The following is a 20,765-nucleotide window of genomic DNA, read 5'->3' as shown; positions in this document are numbered from 1 at the left end:
CTGAGGCAGCACCTGGCACGGCTGGGACGGAAGTCGCTGTCGTTCTCAAAATCGGTGGAGCTGCATGACAAAGTCATCGGGCATTATCTGAACATAAAACACTATCAATAAGTTGGAGTCATTACCACCTACGCATTATTCATTGCTGGCCTGGCTGCATTCAGCACATCTTCTCTGGCGGCGCAATCTTTACGTTTCGGTTATGAAACCTCACAAACCGACTCGCAACATATTGCGGCGAAAAAATTCAATGATTTATTGCAGGAGAGAACCAAAGGCGAGCTGAAATTAAAATTGTTTCCGGATAGCACCCTCGGTAACGCGCAGGCGATGATCAGCGGCGTACGTGGCGGCACCATCGATATGGAAATGTCCGGCTCGAATAACTTTGCCGGGTTATCACCAGTGATGAACTTGCTTGATGTCCCTTTCCTGTTCCGCGATACCGCTCACGCGCATAAAACGCTCGACGGCAAAGTCGGTGATGATCTGAAAGCCTCACTTGAAGGTAAAGGACTAAAAGTACTGGCCTACTGGGAAAACGGCTGGCGCGATGTCACCAACTCGCGCGCACCGGTTAAAACCCCCGCCGACCTGAAAGGGCTGAAAATTCGCACCAACAATAGCCCGATGAATATCGCCGCATTCAAAGTCTTTGGCGCTAACCCGATCCCGATGCCGTTTGCCGAAGTCTATACCGGGCTGGAAACCCGCACTATCGACGCTCAGGAACACCCGATCAACGTCGTCTGGTCAGCAAAATTTTTCGAAGTGCAGAAGTACCTTTCTCTGACGCACCACGCCTATTCCCCGCTTCTGGTGGTGATCAACAAAGCGAAGTTTGATGGCTTAAGCCCGGAGTTCCAGCAAGCGCTAATTTCATCTGCGCAGGAAGCGGGTAACTACCAGCGCAAACTGGTTGCCGAAGATCAGCAAAAAATCATCGACGGCATGAAAGAAGCGGGCGTGGAAGTCATCACCGATCTCGACCGCAAAGCCTTTAGCGACGCACTGGGTACTCAGGTCCGCGACATGTTTGTAAAAGATGTTCCGCAGGGTGCTGATCTACTGAAAGCCGTGGATGAGGTGCAATAAACCATGACGCAATACTGGCTGGGGTTAGATTGTGGCGGTAGCTGGCTGAAAGCCGGGCTGTATGACCGCGAAGGCCGGGAGGCAGGCGTGCAGCGCCTGCCGCTGTGCGCATTAAGCCCGCAGCCAGGTTGGGCAGAGCGCGATATGGCAGAACTGTGGCAATGCTGCATGGCTGTCATTCGCGAACTGCTTACCCATTCCGGCGTTAGCGGGGAACAAATTGTCGGTATCGGTATCTCCGCACAAGGAAAAGGCTTGTTTTTGCTGGATAAAAACAACAAGCCGCTCGGTAACGCCATTTTGCCCTCGGATCGCCGGGCGATGGAAATCGTTCGTCGCTGGCAGGAAGATGGCATCCCGGAAAAACTCTACCCGTTGACCCGACAAACCTTGTGGACCGGGCATCCGGTGTCGCTGTTACGCTGGCTGAAAGAGCACGAACCGGAACGCTACGCGCAAATTGGCTGCGTGATGATGACGCACGACTACCTGCGCTGGTGTTTAACCGGCGTCAAAGGCTGTGAAGAGAGCAATATTTCCGAGTCCAACCTCTACAACATGAGTCTTGGGGAATATGACCCGTGCCTCACCGACTGGCTGGGGATTGCTGAAATCAATCACGCCCTGCCGCCTGTTGTCGGATCTGCCGAAATCTGCGGGGAGATCACCGCTCAGACAGCCGTACTGACCGGTCTGAAAGCGGGTACGCCCGTTGTCGGCGGCCTGTTTGATGTGGTTTCCACCGCACTCTGCGCCGGGATCGAAGACGAATTTACCCTTAATGCGGTGATGGGCACCTGGGCGGTGACCAGCGGCATAACCCGCGGTTTACGTGACGGTGAAGCGCATCCGTATGTCTATGGTCGCTACGTTAACGATGGTGAATTTATCGTTCACGAAGCCAGCCCCACCTCTTCCGGCAACCTCGAATGGTTTACCGCACAGTGGGGAGAAATCTCGTTTGATGAGATCAACCAGGCCGTTGCCAGCTTGCCGAAGGCCGGTGGCGATCTCTTTTTCCTGCCGTTCCTGTACGGCAGCAACGCCGGACTCGAGATGACCAGCGGTTTCTACGGGATGCAGGCCATTCACACCCGCGCACACCTGTTGCAGGCCATTTATGAAGGGGTGGTGTTCAGCCATATGACCCACCTCAACCGGATGCGCGAACGTTTTACTGATGTGCACACCCTGCGCGTCACTGGCGGCCCGGCGCACTCCGATGTCTGGATGCAAATGCTGGCGGACGTCAGCGGTCTGCGTATCGAGCTGCCGCAGGTGGAAGAAACCGGCTGTTTTGGCGCGGCACTTGCCGCCCGTGTCGGCACCGGAGTTTATCGCGATTTCAGCGAAGCTCAACGTGACTTACAGCACCCGGTACGCACCCTGCTGCCGGATATGACCGCCCATCAGCTTTACCAACAAAAATACCAACGCTATCAGCATCTCATTGCCGCACTTCAGGGCTTTCACGCCCGCATCAAGGAGCACATATTATGAGCCGACCACTTCTGCAACTGGCACTCGACCACTCATCACTTGAAGCCGCACAGCGCGACGTGATGCAGTTAAAAGACAGCGTCGATATTGTCGAAGCGGGCACCATTCTCTGTTTAAACGAAGGGCTTGGCGCGGTGAAAGCCTTGCGCGAACAGTGCCCTGACAAAATCATCGTTGCCGACTGGAAGGTCGCCGACGCTGGTGAAACGCTCGCGCAACAGGCATTTGGCGCAGGCGCTAACTGGATGACCATCATCTGCGCCGCACCGCTCGCGACGGTGGAAAAAGGCCACGCGATGGCGCAACGCTGCGGTGGTGAAATTCAGATCGAGCTGTTCGGTAACTGGACGCTGGACGACGCCCGCGACTGGCATCGTATTGGCGTGCGGCAGGCGATTTATCATCGCGGTCGTGATGCACAGGCCAGCGGGCAACAGTGGGGCGAAGCCGATCTGGCACGCATGAAGGCGCTTTCCGATATCGGCCTTGAGCTTTCCATTACCGGCGGGATTACCCCTGCTGACCTGCCGCTGTTTAAAGATATTCGCGTGAAAGCGTTTATTGCCGGGCGAGCACTGGCAGGCTCAGCAAATCCGGCGCAGGTGGCTGGCGATTTCCATGCGCAAATCGACGCTATCTGGGGAGGCAAGCGTGCGTAATCATCCGTTAGGGATTTATGAAAAGGCGCTGGCGAAAGATCTCTCCTGGCCGGAGCGGCTGGTGCTGGCAAAAAGCTGCGGTTTTGATTTTGTCGAAATGTCGGTGGATGAAACCGACGAACGGCTTTCACGTCTTGACTGGAGCACCGCACAAAGGACTTCGCTGGTTGCCGCGATGATCGAAACGGGTGTTGGGATCCCGTCGATGTGCCTGTCCGCACATCGTCGCTTTCCTTTTGGTAGCCGTGACGACGCGGTACGCCAGCGAGCACGGGAGATCATGAGCAAAGCGATTCGTCTGGCACGCGATCTCGGCATACGCACCATCCAGCTGGCGGGCTACGACGTCTATTACGAAGACCACGATGAAGGCACCCGGCAACGTTTTGCTGAAGGGCTGGCGTGGGCGGTCGAACAGGCGGCGGCATCACAAGTCATGCTAGCGGTGGAGATTATGGACACCGCGTTTATGAACTCCATCAGTAAATGGAAAAAGTGGGACGAGATGCTCGCCTCGCCGTGGTTCACCGTCTACCCGGACGTTGGCAACCTCAGCGCCTGGGGCAATGATGTTCCCGCCGAACTGAAACTGGGCATTGACCGTATCGCCGCGATCCACCTGAAAGACACCCAGCCAGTTACCGAGCAAAGTCCCGGACAGTTCCGCGACGTGCCGTTTGGCGAAGGCTGCGTCGATTTCGTTGGCATCTTCAAAACGCTGCATAAACTGAACTATCGCGGTTCTTTCCTGATTGAGATGTGGACCGAAAAAGCCAAAGAGCCGGTGCTGGAGATTATTCAGGCGCGGCGTTGGATTGAAGCGCGTATGCAGGAGGCTGGATTTATATGTTAGAGCAACTGAAAGCCGACGTGCTGGCGGCGAATCTGGCGCTTCCCGCTCACCATCTGGTGACGTTCACCTGGGGCAATGTCAGCGCGGTAGACGAAACGCGGCAATGGATGGTAATCAAACCTTCCGGCGTCGAGTATGACGTGATGACCGCCGACAATATGGTGGTGGTTGAGATAGCCAGCGGCAAGGTGGTGGAAGGTAGCAAAAAGCCCTCGTCCGACACGCCAACGCATCTGGCGCTTTACCGTCGCTACGCCGAAATCGGTGGCATTGTGCATACCCACTCACGCCACGCCACCATCTGGTCGCAGGCCGGGCTGGATCTCCCCGCCTGGGGCACCACGCACGCTGATTATTTCTATGGTGCCATCCCCTGCACGCGACAGATGACCGCAGAGGAGATTAACGGCGAATATGAATATCAGACCGGCGAAGTGATCATTGAAACCTTCGAAGAACGTGGCAGGAGTCCGGCACAAATCCCGGCGGTGCTGGTGCATTCTCATGGCCCGTTCGCATGGGGTAAAAACGCCGCCGATGCCGTGCATAACGCCGTAGTACTCGAAGAATGCGCCTATATGGGCCTATTCTCGCGCCAGCTTGCGCCGCAGCTCCCTGCGATGCAAAACGAACTGCTGGATAAGCACTACCTGCGTAAGCATGGGGCCAATGCCTATTACGGGCAGTAATCCCTCACGCCGGGGCTTCATCGCCCCGGCACTACGAATTGATATGTTCCTTGCTGTAACGCCGCTTCCACGCTGCTGGCGTTAAACCGGTGTGCTTGCGAAAAATCTGCCGGAAATAGCCAACGTCATTAAACCCGCACAACGCAGCCACTTCAGTGAGCGATCGCGCTTCGCTAATTAACAGCTTTTCGGCTTCGCGCACTCGCTGGCGATGGATTGCTTCTGTTAACGTCAGATGAAACACCCGCCGGTAGACGCGCCCAAGATAATCGGCATTGCAGTACAGCTCGCGGGCTAAAAGCGCCGTGGAAAGCGGGCGATGATATTGCGTGCGGATCAGTTTCTGCGCTTTCCAGGCAAGGGTGGTGCCTGCGCCATCGGCCTGTTCATCAAGACGCGCGTCACGGGTGAGCTGCTGCAAAATCAGCAGCACAATAAACTCCAGCGCCGGAGTGCGTTGATGCTTTTCCTGTTCGCTTAAGAACTGGCGAAACAGGGCCACCAGCGCCTGCGGATCGACAACCTTCGTTTGTTGCGGCACGCTAAGATGAGTAAGCCAGCGAGGGTCGCTATCCGGCGCTTTAACCTCAAAATGCAGCCAGTAAAATTTGAGATCGGCGGGAAAATCCTCCACCCCAACATGTTGTCGATTCGGCCAGAGTAATAAACTCTCTCCCGCATCGACCAGAAATATCCGTTCTTCTTCCTGAATCGTTAATCGACCTTTTTCGACAAAGATAATTTCCCATGACTCCAGCCGCCTTGCAGGATGCCTCCCTACGCCGCGGGAAATAAATAATCCACCATTTTGCACTTTAATCGGTAACGTCATGGATAATTCGAGCATTGATATGTAATTTCCCGCTTATTCATTAATGATTAAACACATTACCTTTTGATTATTAATCAAAAACATTAATTTCACCTGATCCATTTCACACTTTTAAATTCAGGTCGGAATCGTCACCTTTTTTTACTCTTTTCTCACCTTGTTGATATTCCCGTTCACGGCAGAATTAATCAGGTCATTGCAATAAAACTAAAAATTGCTTCCTATTCACGAGGAATATCTATGACCTCTACACCGATTACTACCGCTGATATCGCTAAAGGTAAAATTGACGATGCGTTATCTGTACGGGAAAAAATAGGCTACGGCCTGGGTGACGCTGGCGGCACCGTAATAACTTGCCTGATCATGAACTTTCTCACCTTTTTCTACACCGACGTTTTTGGATTAACTCCGGCGCTGGTTGGCACGCTGTTTATTGCACTGCGCGTGTTTGATGCCATCTCCGACCCGGTGATGGGCGTCATTGCCGACCGGACGCAAAGTCGCTGGGGGCGCTTTCGTCCGTGGCAGTTATGGATTGCCATTCCCATCGGCATTATCGGCATCCTGACGTTCACCGTGCCAGATGCCAGCATGGGAGTAAAAATCACCTGGGCGTTCGGCACTTACCTGCTCCTTTCAGTCGGTTATACCGCCATCAACGTACCGTACTGCGCGCTGATCAACACCATGACCACCCGCCACAATGAAGTGATCTCCTGCCAGTCCTGGCGATTCGTTCTCTGCGGCGTAGCGGGATTTCTGGTTTCGGTAGGCTTACCGTGGATGGTAGATCTCTTCGGTCAGGGCAACGCTGCACGCGGCTATCAACTGGGCGTCGGCGTATTGTGCGCCATTGCCGTGGTGATGTTCCTGTGCTGTTTTTTCTGGGTTCGTGAACGGGTGCCGCTCTCCACAATGGGGAAATTTACCCTGCGCGAACATCTTGCCGGGCTGCGGAACAACGACCAACTGCTGCTGATGCTGGTCATGTCTTTCCTGCTGATTAACGTCTTTAATATTCGCGGCGGTGGGTATATGTACTTCATTACCTACGTCTTACAAGGCAGTACGGGCTACACGTCGCTGTTCTTCACCATGGTCACCTTCGCCTCCATTATCGGCTCGGTGATTGTCAGCCCGTTAACGCGGCGTTTCGATACCGTCAAAATTTATTACTACACCAACCTGCTCCTCGCTGCACTGGCGGTGTTGATGTGGTTCCTGCCCTCCGGCCCGGCTTATCAAACGCTGTGGCTGGCGGTGATCCTCGGTAATGGCGTGATTCTTGGCTTCACATTGCCATTGCACTTCTCATTGATGGCCTTTGCCGATGACTACGGCGAGTGGAAAACCCGCGTACGTTCTTCCGGCATGAACTTCGCCTTCAATCTGTTTTTCATCAAGCTAGCCTGGGCCTCCAGCGCCGGGATCATCAGCCTGCTGTTTATTTTTGTCGCCTACCAGCCTGGCGTGGAAAACCAGACCGCCAGTTCGCTTGGCGGGATCACGGCGATGGAAACATTGCTGCCTGCGCTATTCCACCTGCTGCTGGCAGGGGCGATCCGCTTTTGCAAACTCAATAATCCTATGATGTCGCGCATAGCTACCGACCTGCGTCAGCGTCATGTACAGCCTTAAGGAGCACAAGATGAACATTTCGGAAGTCGATCTGCGTAAACTGACGGTCAGCGATCCGTTCCTCGGTCAGTACCAACAACTGGTCCGCGACGTGGTGATTTCTTATCAGTGGGATGCCTTGAACGATCGTATCCCAGAAGCGGAACCCAGCCATGCGATTGAAAACTTTCGCATTGCCGCCGGACTTCAGGAGGGTGAATTTTACGGGATGGTGTTTCAGGACAGCGACGTCGCCAAATGGCTGGAAGCGGTAGCCTGGTCGCTGTGCCAGAAGCCGGACGCCGAACTGGAAAAAACCGCCGACGAGGTAATCGAACTGATCGCCTCCGCCCAATGCGAAGACGGCTATCTCAATACTTACTTTACGGTAAAAGCACCCGAAGAACGCTGGAGCAATCTTGCGGAGTGTCATGAACTTTACTGCGCCGGTCATCTGATTGAAGCCGGAGTCGCCTTCTTCCAGGCCACGGGAAAACGACGCTTGCTGGAGGTGGTTTGCCGTCTGGCCGATCATATCGACCGCGTATTTGGTCCAGATGAAGACAAGCTGCAGGGTTATCCCGGTCATCCGGAAATTGAACTGGCGCTGATGCGTCTCTACGAAGTCACCGAAGAGCCGCGCTACCTGGCGCTGACGAACTATTTTGTCGAACAGCGTGGTGTGCAACCGCACTATTACGACCAGGAATATGAAAAGCGCGGGCAGACCTCGCACTGGCACACCTACGGCCCGGCGTGGATGGTGAAAGACAAAGCCTACAGCCAGGCACATTTGCCCCTTGCGCAACAGCAAACCGCCATCGGTCACGCGGTACGTTTTGTCTATCTGATGACCGGCGTCGCGCATCTCGCGCGTTTAAGTCACGATGACAGCAAGCGTCAGGACTGCCTGCGGCTGTGGAACAATATGGCCCAGCGTCAGTTATATATTACCGGCGGCATTGGCTCACAGAGCAGCGGTGAAGCGTTCAGCAGCGATTACGATCTGCCGAATGACACGGTATACGCTGAAAGTTGCGCCTCCATCGGCCTGATGATGTTTGCCCGACGAATGCTGGAAATGGAAGGCGACAGTCAATATGCCGATGTGATGGAGCGCGCACTGTACAACACCGTGCTCGGCGGCATGGCGCTGGACGGCAAACATTTCTTCTATGTGAATCCGCTGGAAGTACATCCAAAATCGCTGAAATTCAACCATATCTACGATCACGTTAAACCGATCCGCCAGCGTTGGTTTGGCTGCGCTTGTTGTCCGCCAAATATCGCCCGCGTGCTGACCTCGATTGGTCATTATCTCTACACGCCGCGTGAAGATGCGTTGTATATCAACATATACGCAGGAAACAGCATGGAAGTGCCGGTAGAAAATGGCACACTGCGCCTGCGGGTTAGCGGGAACTATCCGTGGCAGGAGCAGGTGACAATTGCGGTCGAATCGCCCCAGCCGGTGCGTCATACGCTGGCTTTACGTCTGCCGGACTGGTGCACACAGCCGCAGATCATATTGAATGGGGAAGAGGTCGAGCAGGATATTCGTAAAGGGTATTTGCACATTACCCGCGAATGGCAGGAGGGCGATACGCTGAATCTGACTTTGCCGATGCCGGTACGCCGCGTTTACGGTAACCCGCTGGTGCGTCACGTCGCCGGAAAAGTGGCGATTCAGCGCGGCCCGCTGGTGTATTGCCTGGAACAGGCCGACAACGGCGAGTCACTGCATAATCTGTGGCTGCCCACCGATGCGCCATTTACGACATTTGAAGGCAAGGGATTGTTTAGCCATAAGATCTTAATCCAGGCACCGGGTTACCGGTATGAACAGAGCAATCCAGAGCAGCAACCGCTGTGGCATTACGACAGCGCGCCAGCCAAACGCCAGCCGCAAACTCTGACCTTTATCCCGTGGTTTAGCTGGGCTAACCGGGGCGAAGGCGAAATGCGGATCTGGGTGAATGAGGAAAAGCATCGCCATCCGGAGGTTGGATAAGGCGCTCGCGCCGCATCCAACGTAGGGAGCACATTGCCTGATGCGACGCTTAACACGTCTTATCAGGCATACGAGTCGGTGCGAGAGCGTAGGCCAGCCGCACCGACATCCACCGGTGAATTAAAAACGCCAGCTCACGCCGGTGACAAAGGTAAAACTCTCATTACGATCAATCATCGGGCTGTTGGTAATCTCTTCCGGCAGCTCGCTGTATCCTGCGCTCGCCATCAATACGACGTGCTCTCCTATCGGGTATTTTGCCGTCAGGCTGACATAGGGCACCCAGGCATCCTGCGCGGAATAACTTGCCAGACCGCTACGACGGGACTCACTCTCTGAAATGCCATAGTAATAGTCACTGAAATTCTCGTCATAATAGAGAACGCCCAGCGCAGGTGTCAGCGACAGGCGACCTATCTGCATTTTGTGGAATACCGATAGCTCCCCCACCCAGCCGTTGCTGTTATCCAGAACGTCCGCAGCCGCAGAGGCTTTCACAGTTCCCCAACGCTCGTGGTGATACCAGGCAACCCCCGCCATAGCCGTACTATCACGCTTATCAAGCTGTTGCATGGCATAATCGTCATTATCGGCAGGGTCAAATTCCAGCGGCATCCAGGATGCGGTCAGGCTAAGTTCATTTTTTTCACTTTGCGACAGAATAAAACCTAACGTGGTCTGACGAACATAAAAAGAATCACCTTCATAACTAATCAGGGGAATTGCCTTTGTATTTTCATTATAACCGCGATAAGGCGATTCATTATAAGCCGCACCGGCACCAATGGATAATTCAGAAGCAGTTGCGCTTGCCATAAAAGGCAACGCAAATAACGCCACAATATTGCGGTTAATTAACATGTTCGGTATTCCATTTTAAAATAAGATAAAAAAGAGTCGGCATAGTAATGCTTACAATTTCTCCGGTGCAAGATTCATATTTATATAGTAATATATAAAATTATATATAATTGGGCTGTTGCGATGACAAAATTACAACTTAAGTACCGGGAGTTAAAAATTATCTCGGTAATCGCTGCCAGTGAAAATATCAGCCATGCCGCGACTGTACTTGGCATCGCACAGGCCAACGTCAGCAAATATCTTGCTGATTTTGAATCAAAAGTGGGTTTAAAAGTCTTTGACCGAACCACCCGGCAGCTGATGCTCACACCTTTTGGTACCGCGCTGTTACCGTACATCAACGACATGCTGGACAGAAACGAGCAGCTTAATAATTTTATTGCAGATTATAAGCATGAGAAACGTGGTCGGGTCACCATCTACGCCCCAACCGGCATAATTACCTATTTATCCAAACATGTAATCGATAAAATTAAAGATATCGGTGATATCACCTTATCGCTAAAAACCTGCAATCTTGAGCGTAATGCCTTTTATGAAGGCGTCGAATTTCCTGATGATTGTGATGTTTTAATCAGCTACGCTCCACCAAAAGATGAATCGCTGGTTGCCAGTTTTATTACCCAATATGCCGTAACCGCTTATGCCAGCCAGCGCTATCTTGAGAAACATCCCATTAGCCGTCCTGACGAACTCGAACATCACTCCTGTATTTTGATCGACTCGATGATGATTGATGACGCGAATATCTGGCGCTTCAACGTCGCCGGGAGTAAAGAGGTGCGAGATTATCGCGTGAAGGGAAATTACGTTTGCGACAACACGCAATCTGCGCTGGAGCTGGCACGAAATCACCTGGGGATTGTGTTTGCGCCAGACAAAAGTGTGCAGAGCGACCTGCAAGACGGCACGCTGGTGCCCTGCTTTCAGCAACCCTATGAATGGTGGCTGGATCTGGTGGCTATCTTCCGTAAACGGGAATACCAGCCCTGGCGGGTCCAGTATGTGCTGGATGAAATGCTGCGTGAAATTCGCCACCAGCTTGCTCAGTCGCAGCAACTGCGGCCTGAACAAGCGGCGGAAAGCGAAGATTAATGATCGAGATAAAGGTAATGCACCCAGCTGGTCATGCGTAATAGCACTTTGCGCATCACCGAGACATGGCTGAAATGATCAGAGTAAACCGCCACCTGGGCGTAAATACCGTCTGGTAAAGCGCTCAAATCAGTGTGCTCATCCAGTTCAATGGTCGCGATAACGCCATCTGAACCCGGCGCTGTGTTTAACGTCTGTAAGGTGCCGGTCGACTGATAAGCTCCGCCGGGAACGGCTGGACTAATGGCTGCCAGCTTACCGCTGAATACCTTACCTGGCAGAGCATTAAACACCACTTCCGCATCGTCGCCAGGAGCCAGTCGCAGCAAGGAGTTCTGACGGAACTGCGCCACGATTTGTCGTTTCTGATCGGGTATAAACACCATCACCGGACGTAGCGGCAGCGACGCGGCATAGGTACCCGGACGAATCAGTACCTGGGTCACATAACCATCGCTCGGCGCACGCACTATCGTCTGCTCAAGGTTATATTTTGCTTCCGCGAGCTGTGCTTTCAGGCTGGCGATTTGAGAATGTTCACCCAACACCAGGCTATCCAGCTGGCTCTGGATCTGTTTTTGTTCCGCCGCCGATGACTTCACGGAGGCTTCCTGCGCCAGATAATTTTGCCGCGCCACATCGATATCGCGTTCTGAAAACGGGTTTACTTTCGCCTGGCTGCCGCGTGCGTAACGCTGATACTCTTTAGCGAATTTATCCCGCGTGGCCTTTGCCTGCTGAGTATTCGCCGCCATCTCATCTAACTCTGCGCCCAACGCCCGCTGTTTATGTTCTGCGGTAACGATATCCGCCATCAGCCGATCCACCCGCGCCTGATAACGCGTCGGGTCCAGTCGAAAAAGCACCTCGCCTTTTTTAATCAGCGTATTTTTCTTGTCCGTCACTTCGATCACCACGCCTGTCACCTGCGGGATAACTGGAATAGAAATAACCGCTTTTTGCGCTTTAAAGGTATACGGATGGTTATAGTTCATTAACAGAATTAAACCGCTGACAATAAATATGCCACCCAGGGCCGCGGTGGGAATGGTCCATTTATTTACAGGAATTTTGAAGATCTTAAACATTGCCCATGCGAAAGCCACATAGGTTAAAATAATCAGTAAATCCATAAGTATTACTCGGCAGAAGAGGATTTGATGTCGGCGAGCTGTTTCTCCAGCCCGGCAATACGCTGTTGTAGTTGCACAACGGAGGAGTCATGGTTTTGCATTCCCCATCCCCGCTCCGGGCGGTAAAGCGTGGCCCAAATCCACAAAAATGGCCAGATAACATGTAACGTAAAAAGACTCACCCAACCAGCAACATGAATGGCGTCGGCATGAGGATGATTACGTTTTTTAGCAATCAGGTAGGGAATATCATGTAAAATAATAATCCCATAGAATATCACCAGAAATACAAAAATAAGCACTCCCAGTGCAAAATAGTCCAGGAACATATTTCCCTCAAAGAATATAAAAAAGAACAATTAACGCATATTATGAAATGCCATGATGCAGTGCAATTTCCTTATTTATATAACGACATATTGTTTTTTATATACTTTCTTAAATGTGCTGTCTGGTTTTTCAACAGGACGAGGTTTATCATATTGAAATAGTGGAACTATTGGCCAAACTAATGAATAACTCCAGTAAAACATCCACAGTACAGATTAAGCGTATTAAACCTTCAATTATCTACCGTTTATTGCTGATTGGCCTCGGATCACCAATGGTGATTTACGGCCTGGTTCGCCCGCTCACCATCGAAACGCGAGATTAAACTCCTGACAAAACACGCCCCAGAAACGCACTTCTGTTGGCGTAGTCTGGGTTATTGCGCACGTAGGTTTAAAACGTAAATTGTAACAACGTGCGCTTTGTTTATGCCGGATGCGGCGTGTACGCCTTATCCGGCCTACGGTCAGGTTCCCGTAGGCATGATAAGACGCGTAAGCGTCGCATCAGGCAATGAATACCCAATGCGACCAGCTTCTTATATCAGAACAGCCCCAACGGTTTATCCGAGTAGCTCACCAGCAGGCACTTGGTTTGCTGGTAATGCTCCAGCATCATCTTGTGGGTTTCGCGACCGATACCTGATTGTTTGTAGCCACCAAACGCCGCATGTGCCGGGTAAGCGTGATAACAGTTGGTCCACACGCGCCCAGCCTGTATGCCGCGCCCCATCTTATAGGCCAGATTACCGTTGCGGCTCCAGACGCCCGCGCCCAGGCCATATTGCGTATCGTTCGCCAGCTCCAGCGCTTCTTCCATCGTTTTGAAGGTGGTCACCGCCAGCACCGGGCCAAAAATCTCCTCCTGGAACACCCGCATATTGTTCTGACCAAACAGAATCGTCGGTTCGAGGTAGTAGCCGTCTTTCAGTTCACCTTCCAGCAGCTTGCGCCGCCCGCCTGTGAGCACGTCAGCGCCCTCTTTTTTACCGATATCAATGTAGTTGAGGATGGTTTCCAGTTGCCCGTGAGAAACCTGCGCGCCCATTTGCGTCACGCTGTCGAGTGGGTTACCGCTGCGAATGCTTTCGACACGGCGGATGGCGCGTTCCATAAAGCGTTCGTAGATTGACTCCTGCACTAAGGCACGACTCGGACAGGTGCAAACTTCACCCTGGTTAAAGGCAAACAGTGCAAAGCCTTCCAGCGCTTTATCGAAAAAGGCATCTTCTTCATCCATCACATCAGCAAAGAAGATATTTGGCGATTTGCCGCCCAGCTCCAGCGTCACCGGAATAATGTTTTGCGTGGCGTATTGCATAATTTGTTGGCCCACTTCCGTTGAGCCGGTAAACGCCACTTTGGCGATGCGTTTCGAGGTCGCCAGATATTCGCCAATTTCCCCACCTGCGCCGTTGACCACGTTCACCACGCCCGGCGGCAGTAAATCACCGACGATTTCCATTAGCAGCAGTACAGAAAGCGGGGTAAGACGTGCGGGTTTCAGCACCACACAGTTGCCCGCCGCCAGCGCGGGAGCCATTTTCCAGCTCGCCATCAGCAGCGGGAAGTTCCACGGGATAATCTGCCCCACCACGCCTAACGGTTCATGGAAATGATAGGCCACGGTTTCGCTATCAACTTCACTGATCCCACCTTCCTGCGCCCGAATACACGAGGCGAAATAGCGAAAATGGTCAATCGCCAGCGGCACGTCGGCAGCACTGGTTTCGCGAATGGGTTTGCCGTTATCCCAGGTTTCAGCCGTCGCTAACAGCTCAAGGTTTTGTTCCATTCGATCGGCAATCTTAAACAGAATCGCCGCGCGATCCTGCACCGAGGTGTGCGCCCATTTATCTTTCACTTTGTGCGCAGCATCCAGCGCCAGATCGATGTCTCGTTTGCCCGAAGACGCCACTTCGCACAGCAGCTGCCCGGTCACCGGCGTCAGATTCTGGTAATACTCGCCGTCGGCAGGGGCTACCCATTCGCCGCCAATAAAGTTGTCATAGCGGGCTTTTAACTTGAGGGGGAAACCATACTCGCCGGGCTTAATCTGTGCTGAAGGGGGATTATTGGTCATGATCGTCTCCTTGCGGTGTGAGGTATAACAAGGGTAGACGTGACTGGCGAAATCTTCGCCAGTCGGTAACAGCTTTACGACAGCTATCACGAATTTACGGGCAAGGGTTACAGAGATAGTTGAAAAAGCGGCTGACAATTTGCCAGCCGTTGTGGAAATGATGATTACATCGCTGCGCGATAAATCGCCACAATTTCTTCGTGAGTTGCCTGGATCGGGTTAGTAAAACCACAGGCATCTTTCAGGGCATTAGTCGCCAGAACCGCGAAATCTTCTTCTTTCACGTTCAGGTCGCGTAGGCCTGCCGGGATATCCACTTTCTTCGCCAGTTCACGGATGGCGTTAATGCAGGCTTCAGCACCTTCCGCATCGTTTTTACCTGTCACGTTCACGCCCATTGCAGCGGCACAGTCACGCAGACGTGCGGCGGCGACTTTGCTGTTGAATACCTGAACATGCGGCAGCAAAACGGCGTTACATACACCGTGTGGCAGGTTGTAGAAACCGCCCAGCTGGTGCGCCATCGCATGAACATAACCCAGAGAAGCATTATTGAACGCCATACCGGCGAGGAACTGGGCATAAGCCATTGCTTCACGCGCTTTCGCATTACTGCCATCTTCAACGGCTAACGGCAGATTTTCGGCAATCATGGTCACGGCTTTCAGTGCACAAGCGTCAGTGATCGGCGTGGCGGCAATAGAAACATACGCTTCGATAGCGTGCGTTAAGGCATCCATACCCGTTGCGGCGGTCAGTGACTTCGGCATACCAATCATCAGAGAGGAGTCATTGACAGAAAGCAGCGGAGTGACATGTTTATCAACAATCGCCATTTTGATATGACGCGCTTCGTCAGTGATGATGCAGAAACGGGTCATTTCAGAGGCCGTACCCGCCGTGGTATTGATGGCGATCATCGGCAGCTGCGGTTTTGCAGAGCGGTCAACGCCTTCGTAATCGCGAATATCGCCGCCATTGGCTGCCACCAGCGCAATACCTTTTGCGCAGTCGTGTGGAGAACCACCGCCTAAGGAGATCACGCTATCGCAATTATTCTCTTTAAGTAATTTCAAACCTGCGGCGACGTTTTCCGTGGTGGGGTTAGGTTGGGTGCCATCATAAATAACGTTAAAAATATTGCGTTCTTCCAGTGCTTTTTGCACATCGCCCGCCATACCTAATTTCGTTAACATACTGTCAGTGACAATTAAGGTACGGGTAAATCCATAATCTGCCATCATATTCATTGCATCAGTCAATGAATCAGCGCCGATGACATTCACAGAAGGAATAAAGAAAGTTGAAGATGCCATAACACACTCCTGAAAGTGTAAAAAAGGGTGGGCAGCTTACTGAGGATTTTCATTCGAAAACATGATCATTATTATTAATTATCAAAATTAATCTAATAAAAAGCACATTGTATTCATTAAACAATGTGCTTTTTTTAAAATCATAAGAAATTTGTATTAATTTATTTTAAAAATTAATTAATCATTTCCTTATTTTTCCGGAAATAATAATGCGTCGCGCAATAAATGATCATTTCCACGACGACGCGTAAAGCCAATGCGGTCAAAATATTCCAGAATCTGAATTGCCAGCTTTCGGCCTACGCCTAAGCGATCGCGGAAATCCGCCGCGCAGGTTGAACCACACTCCTGATCGAGATCGCGGATCATATTGGCAAATTCGACAATCCGATCGTTACGGTAATAACGATCTTTGACGATCGCGGTAATTATTCCTTGCTGCGCCGCCTGGCGTAGCGTCAGGCGCATTGCCTGCTCGTCGGTACCCGTCTCTTTTGCCAGATCACGCACCCACCACGGCTCGTCACCAAACAGCGGCTCTGCTTTTTGCCAGATGGCCTGCTGCTCTTCGCTGAAGCCCGCTTTGTGATCCGGCAGATGCAGCCAACCGTGATGACTGAGGATGTCGCCGCTTTCGCGCATCTTTTCAATCAGCAACAGTACTAGCGCTTCATCTTCCATTGGCAACGCCATACGTCGCAGACGTTCGCGCCCAGGCCCAGGTTCATCGCGATGTTGCTCATGATAAGTCGCTAATGTGTCGAGAATTTTCCGTTGCCAGCGAGCGGCAACCGGCGCATTCAACAAGCTATAACCAGCCTGAATATAGCCAGGCTGTTGCAGCAATTCGCGCATCCCTTCGCCGTTGAGCTGGCGCGCCCAGGCGAAATCCGCAAGGTTAACCGCGCCGCGTTCCAGATGAACAGATAACGCATCGGCATCGCTCTGCGCCCGTGCAAGAGACGCCAGCCATTGCAGATATTCCGGCTTACGTTTACCGCGACGCGGCGGGTTAAGCATCACCACACGCGCCCCCGCCAGCGTGTTGCGGGCCGAGATATCGCGCAGCACTAAGCGATCGTTATCCGCCAGCCACAGCGGCGTGTCGAACACCAGCTCGGCAAGGTTATCTTCCAGCAGTGAAACGCGTCCCGTGACGTGGCTGGCGGCGTGGTGAATATGCAGCGGCTGCCACTGGGTCAGCGGTGTATGGGTTTGAAGCTCGACAATCACCCGTGTGAACGGCTCTGGCGGCACATCGGCAAGCAGCCAGTCGCCACGGTTAATCTGCTCTTTTTCCGCATCACCCGCGATGTTAAGCGCGATACGCTGCCCGGCATTGGCGGTTTCTGTTGGCTGGTTTTGCGCATGCAGCGCACGTACACGCATCGGTTTATTTACACCAGTCAGCCAGAGTGAATCGCCTACCTTCACTTCCCCGCTTAACGCCGTACCGGTGACGACCAGCCCGGCACCTTTTACGGTAAATGCGCGGTCAATAGCGAGGCGGAAACTATGTTGGCTGGCGTGCTCGCGTTCCGGCAACTGAAGCAGATGCTCGCGCAGGGCATCAATTCCCCGACCTTCGGTTGCTGCGGTGATAAACAGTTTTGCCTCAGCAAAACCGTATTCCCGCAGCACCTCCTTTACCTGGCGTTCAACCTCATTAACACGCGCTTCGTCCACGCGATCGGCTTTGGTCAGCGCCACTGTCAGCATCGGGTTACCGGTCAGCTGCAAAATCGCCAGATGCTCACGGGTCTGTGCCATCACGCCGTCATCGCACGCCACCACCAACAGCGCGTGATCGATACCACCAACGCCCGCCAGCATGTTGGAAAGAAACTTTTCATGACCGGGTACGTCGATAAAACCAGGCACGCGACCATCCGGCTGCGGCCAGTAGGCATAGCCGAGATCGATGGTCATGCCGCGCTTTTTTTCTTCCGGCAGACGGTCAGCATTTACGCCAGTAATCGCCTGCAATAAGGTTGTTTTGCCGTGGTCAACGTGTCCGGCAGTCGCAATAATCATTTCAACAACATCTCCAAAAACCGTTGCTCATCTTCAAGGCAGCGTAAATCCAGCCACAATCGTCCGTCATAAATACGACCAATCACCGGCACTGGCAATTCACGCCAGCGGGCGGCTAATGACTCAAGGTGGCTACCGCGTCCATCATGGGGTGTAAACGTTAATGCCGCGCTCGGCAGGCGATCAACCGGCAGCGAACCACTGCCAATCTGCGAAAGACATGGCATAACCTGTACCGCAAACTCCGCGCCGTAATGTGCGGCAAGGGGGGCCTGTAAACGTTGTGCCTGGATTTGAATGACCTCTGCGCTGCGGGTAAGCAGGCGCAGGGTCGGTAATTTTTCACTCAGAGCTTCAGGGTGTAAATAAAGACGCAACGTGGCTTCCAGCGCCGCGAGGGTCATTTTATCCGCGCGTAATGCACGCTTCAGCGGGTGGCTTTGCAGGCGGGCGATCATCTCTTTTTTACCAACAATAATTCCTGCCTGCGGCCCGCCTAACAACTTGTCGCCGGAGAAACTCACCAGACTGACGCCCGCCGCAATCAACTCCTGCGGCATTGGCTCTTTCGGCAAACCGTACTGGCTAAGATCGACCAGCGAGCCACTGCCTAAATCAGTCACTACGGGAACATCCAGCTCTTTGCCGAGCGCCACCAGTTCCGCTTCATCTATCGCTTTGGTGAACCCCTGAATGCTGTAGTTACTGGTATGTACTTTCATCAACAGTGCGGTATTTTCATTCACCGCCTGACGATAATCATTCGCGTGCGTGCGGTTGGTGGTCCCTACTTCGTGTAGGGTGCAGCCTGCCTGACGCATAACATCGGGAATACGAAACGCGCCGCCAATCTCCACCAGTTCGCCGCGAGAAACCACCACCTCTTTCCCGCTGGCAGTGGCCGCCAACATCAATAACACCGCCGCCGCATTGTTATTAACGATACAGGCATCTTCCGCCCCCGTAATGCGGCACAGCAACTGCGCCAGCGCACGATCGCGATGTCCGCGTCCAGCGTCGTCCAGATCGTACTCGAGGGTCACTGGCGAACGCATAGCCTGCGCAACGGCTTCCACCGCGGCTTCCGCCTGTAAAGCTCGCCCAAGGTTGGTATGCAGCACGGTTCCCGTCAGGTTGATCACCGGACGCAGCGCGCTCTGCGCTTCTTTCGTCAACCGGGCATCGACTTCTTGCGCCCAGTTTTCACACCACGCAGGCAGCGTCTGGCTGCCACGAATCACTTCTCGCGCTTCGTCGAGCATCTGACGCAACAATTCCACCACGCGGGTGTGACCATAAGTATCACGCAAAGAAAGGAAGGAGCTATCGCGCAATAAGCGATCAATAGCCGGAAGTTGACTATAGAGGGAACGCGTTTCGGTTGTCATAGGAAACCTGGCTGATCAAGGCCCTCTCACACGGAGAAGGGCGTTTAACATAACCACGGATTGTAACGTGAGATGGGTCAGGAGGACATATCGCGCATCAAGCCTTTGGCGGTTCGGTGCGAGCAAAACTTTCGCGGCTAAACAGGTTTTCGACCAGTTTGACTAAGTGTGGGCGATCGACACACCAGCCTGGCGCAACGCGGCGGAAATTGAGATATCCGACGGCACAGGCAATGGCGATAGTCGCCAGATTGACCGTATCGGTTTTGAGTGTGCCATCGACCAGATATCCTTCCAGCACATCCAGACTGCGGTTGATTTTCTCCCGCTGGCGTAACAATTCATCTTCAGACTGCTGCGCCGCTGGACGCGCCTGTTCACGCACCGATACCAGCCCGGCATCCATAATGCCATCCGCCAGTGCCTCAATTTTGCGCACCCGCAACGACTCCAGCGGATCGCGCGGCAACATCGCCGGAGCGACATTCATTAATTCAATATATTCAGCGATGATCGGCGAATCAAACCAACATTCGCCCTCTTCGGTCACCAGCACCGGCACTTTTCCTAACGGGTTAAATTGCGCCACGCCGTTGTCCGCGTTATAGGGCAGTTCATTAATAAATTCGAAAGTTATGCCCTTTTCTAACAACAGAATAGAAAGTTTGCGTACAAACGGGCTGGTGTAGCTACCGACGAGTTTCATGCCGAGTCCTTTGTGCGAGGAAAAATATCAGTATGGCCTGGTGATGGGAAAAAGGGCAGAAAATGTTGATGGTTTGTTACTTCCAAATAAATCACATATTTATCATGGTGATATAAATATTTTCCTAATTGTTTCTATCTGATGGATATCTCACTTAAGGCTTTCTTATAAATCTGTAGGGTTTTGCCTGGAAGCAGACAAATAACCCGATAAAACAAGGATGAGCAGATGAGCGGAAAACCGGCAGCGCGTCAGGGCGACATGACGCAGTATGGCGGTAGCATTGTTCAGGGTTCAGCCGGGGTGCGCATTGGTGCCCCCACCGGCGTGGCCTGTTCGGTGTGCCCCGGCGGAGTGACGTCCGGCCATCCGGTCAATCCCCTGCTCGGTGCAAAGGTCCTTCCCGGTGAAACCGACATCGCCCTGCCCGGCCCGCTGCCGTTCATCCTCTCCCGCACCTACAGCAGTTACCGGACAAAAACGCCCGCGCCGGTGGGGAGCCTCGGCCCCGGCTGGAAAATGCCTGCGGATATCCGCTTACAGCTGCGCGATAACACA

Annotated in this window: 20 protein-coding genes; 11 read left to right on the top strand and 9 right to left on the bottom strand. The window is 52.9% G+C overall.

Annotation, left to right across the window (positions count from 1 at the left end; genetic code table 11):
- The 6 genes from ACJHXA_RS22290 to araD all read left to right on the top strand — a co-directional run.
- On the top strand, positions 1-111 hold a 111-nt coding region (locus ACJHXA_RS22290; protein WP_001691633.1), incomplete at its 5' end, for an IS1 family transposase.
- Between the two features lie 9 nt (positions 112-120).
- Positions 121-1,095 carry a 2,3-diketo-L-gulonate TRAP transporter substrate-binding protein YiaO gene (gene yiaO / locus ACJHXA_RS22285; protein WP_283512365.1) on the top strand — a complete coding sequence of 325 codons (975 nt, stop codon included), beginning with the start codon at positions 121-123 and terminating at the stop codon, positions 1,093-1,095.
- Positions 1,096-1,098: 3 nt separating this feature from the next.
- Positions 1,099-2,595 (top strand): L-xylulokinase, encoded by a 1,497-nt coding sequence (lyxK, locus tag ACJHXA_RS22280; protein ID WP_000196072.1) that lies wholly within the window; start codon positions 1,099-1,101, stop codon positions 2,593-2,595.
- Entirely contained in the window at positions 2,592-3,254 is a 663-nt protein-coding gene (gene ulaD / locus ACJHXA_RS22275) for a 3-keto-L-gulonate-6-phosphate decarboxylase UlaD (protein WP_000089471.1), read from the top strand. The genes lyxK and ulaD overlap by 4 nt, the downstream gene beginning before the upstream one ends.
- The gene (locus ACJHXA_RS22270; protein ID WP_001296811.1) at positions 3,247-4,107 is read left to right on the top strand and encodes an L-ribulose-5-phosphate 3-epimerase; all 861 of its coding nucleotides are present in this window, start codon (positions 3,247-3,249) and stop codon (positions 4,105-4,107) included. The genes ulaD and ACJHXA_RS22270 overlap by 8 nt, the downstream gene beginning before the upstream one ends.
- Complete coding sequence (gene araD, locus ACJHXA_RS22265; RefSeq protein WP_039023328.1) at positions 4,101-4,796, top strand: L-ribulose-5-phosphate 4-epimerase; 696 nt, start codon at positions 4,101-4,103, stop codon at positions 4,794-4,796. The genes ACJHXA_RS22270 and araD overlap by 7 nt, the downstream gene beginning before the upstream one ends.
- Positions 4,797-4,827: 31 nt before the next feature.
- Here araD and ACJHXA_RS22260 read toward each other — a convergent pair whose 3' ends face one another.
- The gene (locus tag ACJHXA_RS22260) at positions 4,828-5,643 is read right to left on the bottom strand and encodes an AraC family transcriptional regulator (RefSeq protein WP_000891841.1); all 816 of its coding nucleotides are present in this window, start codon (positions 5,641-5,643) and stop codon (positions 4,828-4,830) included.
- A gap of 225 nt (positions 5,644-5,868) precedes the next feature.
- On the opposite strand from ACJHXA_RS22260, the gene ACJHXA_RS22255 reads away from it, so the two are divergent.
- The gene (locus tag ACJHXA_RS22255; RefSeq protein WP_000204827.1) at positions 5,869-7,269 is read left to right on the top strand and encodes an MFS transporter; all 1,401 of its coding nucleotides are present in this window, start codon (positions 5,869-5,871) and stop codon (positions 7,267-7,269) included.
- Between the two features lie 10 nt (positions 7,270-7,279).
- Complete coding sequence (locus tag ACJHXA_RS22250) at positions 7,280-9,259, top strand: glycoside hydrolase family 127 protein (protein ID WP_001026898.1); 1,980 nt, start codon at positions 7,280-7,282, stop codon at positions 9,257-9,259.
- Between the two features lie 120 nt (positions 9,260-9,379).
- On the opposite strand, the gene ACJHXA_RS22245 is transcribed toward ACJHXA_RS22250, so the two are convergent.
- Entirely contained in the window at positions 9,380-10,120 is a 741-nt protein-coding gene (locus ACJHXA_RS22245; RefSeq protein WP_000906809.1) for a MipA/OmpV family protein, read from the bottom strand.
- A gap of 123 nt (positions 10,121-10,243) precedes the next feature.
- Here ACJHXA_RS22245 and ACJHXA_RS22240 point away from each other — a divergent pair, with 123 nt between their 5' ends.
- Positions 10,244-11,218 carry a LysR family transcriptional regulator gene (locus tag ACJHXA_RS22240; RefSeq protein ID WP_000164036.1) on the top strand — a complete coding sequence of 325 codons (975 nt, stop codon included), beginning with the start codon at positions 10,244-10,246 and terminating at the stop codon, positions 11,216-11,218.
- Here ACJHXA_RS22240 and ACJHXA_RS22235 read toward each other — a convergent pair.
- Together ACJHXA_RS22235 and ACJHXA_RS22230 are read right to left on the bottom strand one after the other, a co-directional pair.
- Positions 11,215-12,351, bottom strand: coding sequence for an HlyD family secretion protein (locus ACJHXA_RS22235; protein ID WP_283512364.1), 1,137 nt, complete (start codon positions 12,349-12,351; stop codon positions 11,215-11,217). The genes ACJHXA_RS22240 and ACJHXA_RS22235 overlap by 4 nt on opposite strands.
- Before the next feature lie 5 nt (positions 12,352-12,356).
- Positions 12,357-12,680, bottom strand: coding sequence for a DUF3302 domain-containing protein (locus ACJHXA_RS22230; protein WP_000478193.1), 324 nt, complete (start codon positions 12,678-12,680; stop codon positions 12,357-12,359).
- 182 nt (positions 12,681-12,862) lie between these two features.
- On the opposite strand from ACJHXA_RS22230, the gene ACJHXA_RS22225 reads away from it, so the two are divergent.
- On the top strand, positions 12,863-13,006 hold the full coding sequence (locus tag ACJHXA_RS22225; RefSeq protein ID WP_001066080.1) for a hypothetical protein: 144 nt from the start codon (positions 12,863-12,865) through the stop codon (positions 13,004-13,006).
- Positions 13,007-13,224: 218 nt separating this feature from the next.
- Here the strand turns inward: ACJHXA_RS22225 and aldB are convergent, their stop codons facing one another.
- The 5 genes from aldB to ACJHXA_RS22200 form a co-directional block, all read right to left on the bottom strand.
- Positions 13,225-14,763 (bottom strand): aldehyde dehydrogenase AldB, encoded by a 1,539-nt coding sequence (gene aldB, locus ACJHXA_RS22220; protein ID WP_000183978.1) that lies wholly within the window; start codon positions 14,761-14,763, stop codon positions 13,225-13,227.
- Positions 14,764-14,927: 164 nt separating this feature from the next.
- Positions 14,928-16,079: an L-threonine dehydrogenase gene (yiaY, locus tag ACJHXA_RS22215; RefSeq protein WP_283512363.1), complete on the bottom strand. Its 1,152-nt coding sequence runs from the start codon at positions 16,077-16,079 to the stop codon at positions 14,928-14,930.
- Between the two features lie 189 nt (positions 16,080-16,268).
- Entirely contained in the window at positions 16,269-18,113 is a 1,845-nt protein-coding gene (selB, locus tag ACJHXA_RS22210; RefSeq protein WP_000582482.1) for a selenocysteine-specific translation elongation factor, read from the bottom strand.
- Positions 18,110-19,501 (bottom strand): L-seryl-tRNA(Sec) selenium transferase, encoded by a 1,392-nt coding sequence (gene selA, locus ACJHXA_RS22205; protein ID WP_000206275.1) that lies wholly within the window; start codon positions 19,499-19,501, stop codon positions 18,110-18,112. Before selA ends, selB begins: the two co-directional genes overlap by 4 nt.
- Before the next feature lie 97 nt (positions 19,502-19,598).
- Positions 19,599-20,207, bottom strand: coding sequence for a glutathione S-transferase (locus ACJHXA_RS22200; RefSeq protein ID WP_000779792.1), 609 nt, complete (start codon positions 20,205-20,207; stop codon positions 19,599-19,601).
- A gap of 228 nt (positions 20,208-20,435) precedes the next feature.
- Here ACJHXA_RS22200 and ACJHXA_RS22195 point away from each other — a divergent pair.
- Positions 20,436-20,765 (top strand): DUF6531 domain-containing protein (locus tag ACJHXA_RS22195; RefSeq protein ID WP_044698146.1); only part of this gene is annotated, 330 nt, incomplete at its 3' end.

The sequence above is a fragment of the Escherichia sp. WS33 genome, assembly GCF_046486385.1.
Lineage (GTDB): Bacteria > Pseudomonadota > Gammaproteobacteria > Enterobacterales > Enterobacteriaceae > ECMA0423.
This window is presented reverse-complemented; position numbering and strand designations above follow the sequence as displayed.

Bases quoted from the DNA above. Each gene is read 5' to 3' on its own strand.
- lyxK (WP_000196072.1), top strand. From the start codon at position 1,099: ATGACGCAATACTGGCTGGGGTTAGATTGTGGCGGTAGCTGGCTGAAA.
- ulaD (WP_000089471.1), top strand. From the start codon at position 2,592: ATGAGCCGACCACTTCTGCAACTGGCACTCGACCACTCATCACTTGAA.
- araD (WP_039023328.1), top strand. From the start codon at position 4,101: ATGTTAGAGCAACTGAAAGCCGACGTGCTGGCGGCGAATCTGGCGCTT.
- ACJHXA_RS22260 (WP_000891841.1), bottom strand. From the start codon at position 5,643: ATGCTCGAATTATCCATGACGTTACCGATTAAAGTGCAAAATGGTGGA.
- ACJHXA_RS22255 (WP_000204827.1), top strand. From the start codon at position 5,869: ATGACCTCTACACCGATTACTACCGCTGATATCGCTAAAGGTAAAATT.
- ACJHXA_RS22250 (WP_001026898.1), top strand. From the start codon at position 7,280: ATGAACATTTCGGAAGTCGATCTGCGTAAACTGACGGTCAGCGATCCG.
- ACJHXA_RS22245 (WP_000906809.1), bottom strand. From the start codon at position 10,120: ATGTTAATTAACCGCAATATTGTGGCGTTATTTGCGTTGCCTTTTATG.
- ACJHXA_RS22240 (WP_000164036.1), top strand. From the start codon at position 10,244: ATGACAAAATTACAACTTAAGTACCGGGAGTTAAAAATTATCTCGGTA.
- ACJHXA_RS22235 (WP_283512364.1), bottom strand. From the start codon at position 12,351: ATGGATTTACTGATTATTTTAACCTATGTGGCTTTCGCATGGGCAATG.
- ACJHXA_RS22230 (WP_000478193.1), bottom strand. From the start codon at position 12,680: ATGTTCCTGGACTATTTTGCACTGGGAGTGCTTATTTTTGTATTTCTG.
- ACJHXA_RS22225 (WP_001066080.1), top strand. From the start codon at position 12,863: ATGAATAACTCCAGTAAAACATCCACAGTACAGATTAAGCGTATTAAA.
- aldB (WP_000183978.1), bottom strand. From the start codon at position 14,763: ATGACCAATAATCCCCCTTCAGCACAGATTAAGCCCGGCGAGTATGGT.
- yiaY (WP_283512363.1), bottom strand. From the start codon at position 16,079: ATGGCATCTTCAACTTTCTTTATTCCTTCTGTGAATGTCATCGGCGCT.
- selB (WP_000582482.1), bottom strand. From the start codon at position 18,113: ATGATTATTGCGACTGCCGGACACGTTGACCACGGCAAAACAACCTTA.
- selA (WP_000206275.1), bottom strand. From the start codon at position 19,501: ATGACAACCGAAACGCGTTCCCTCTATAGTCAACTTCCGGCTATTGAT.
- ACJHXA_RS22200 (WP_000779792.1), bottom strand. From the start codon at position 20,207: ATGAAACTCGTCGGTAGCTACACCAGCCCGTTTGTACGCAAACTTTCT.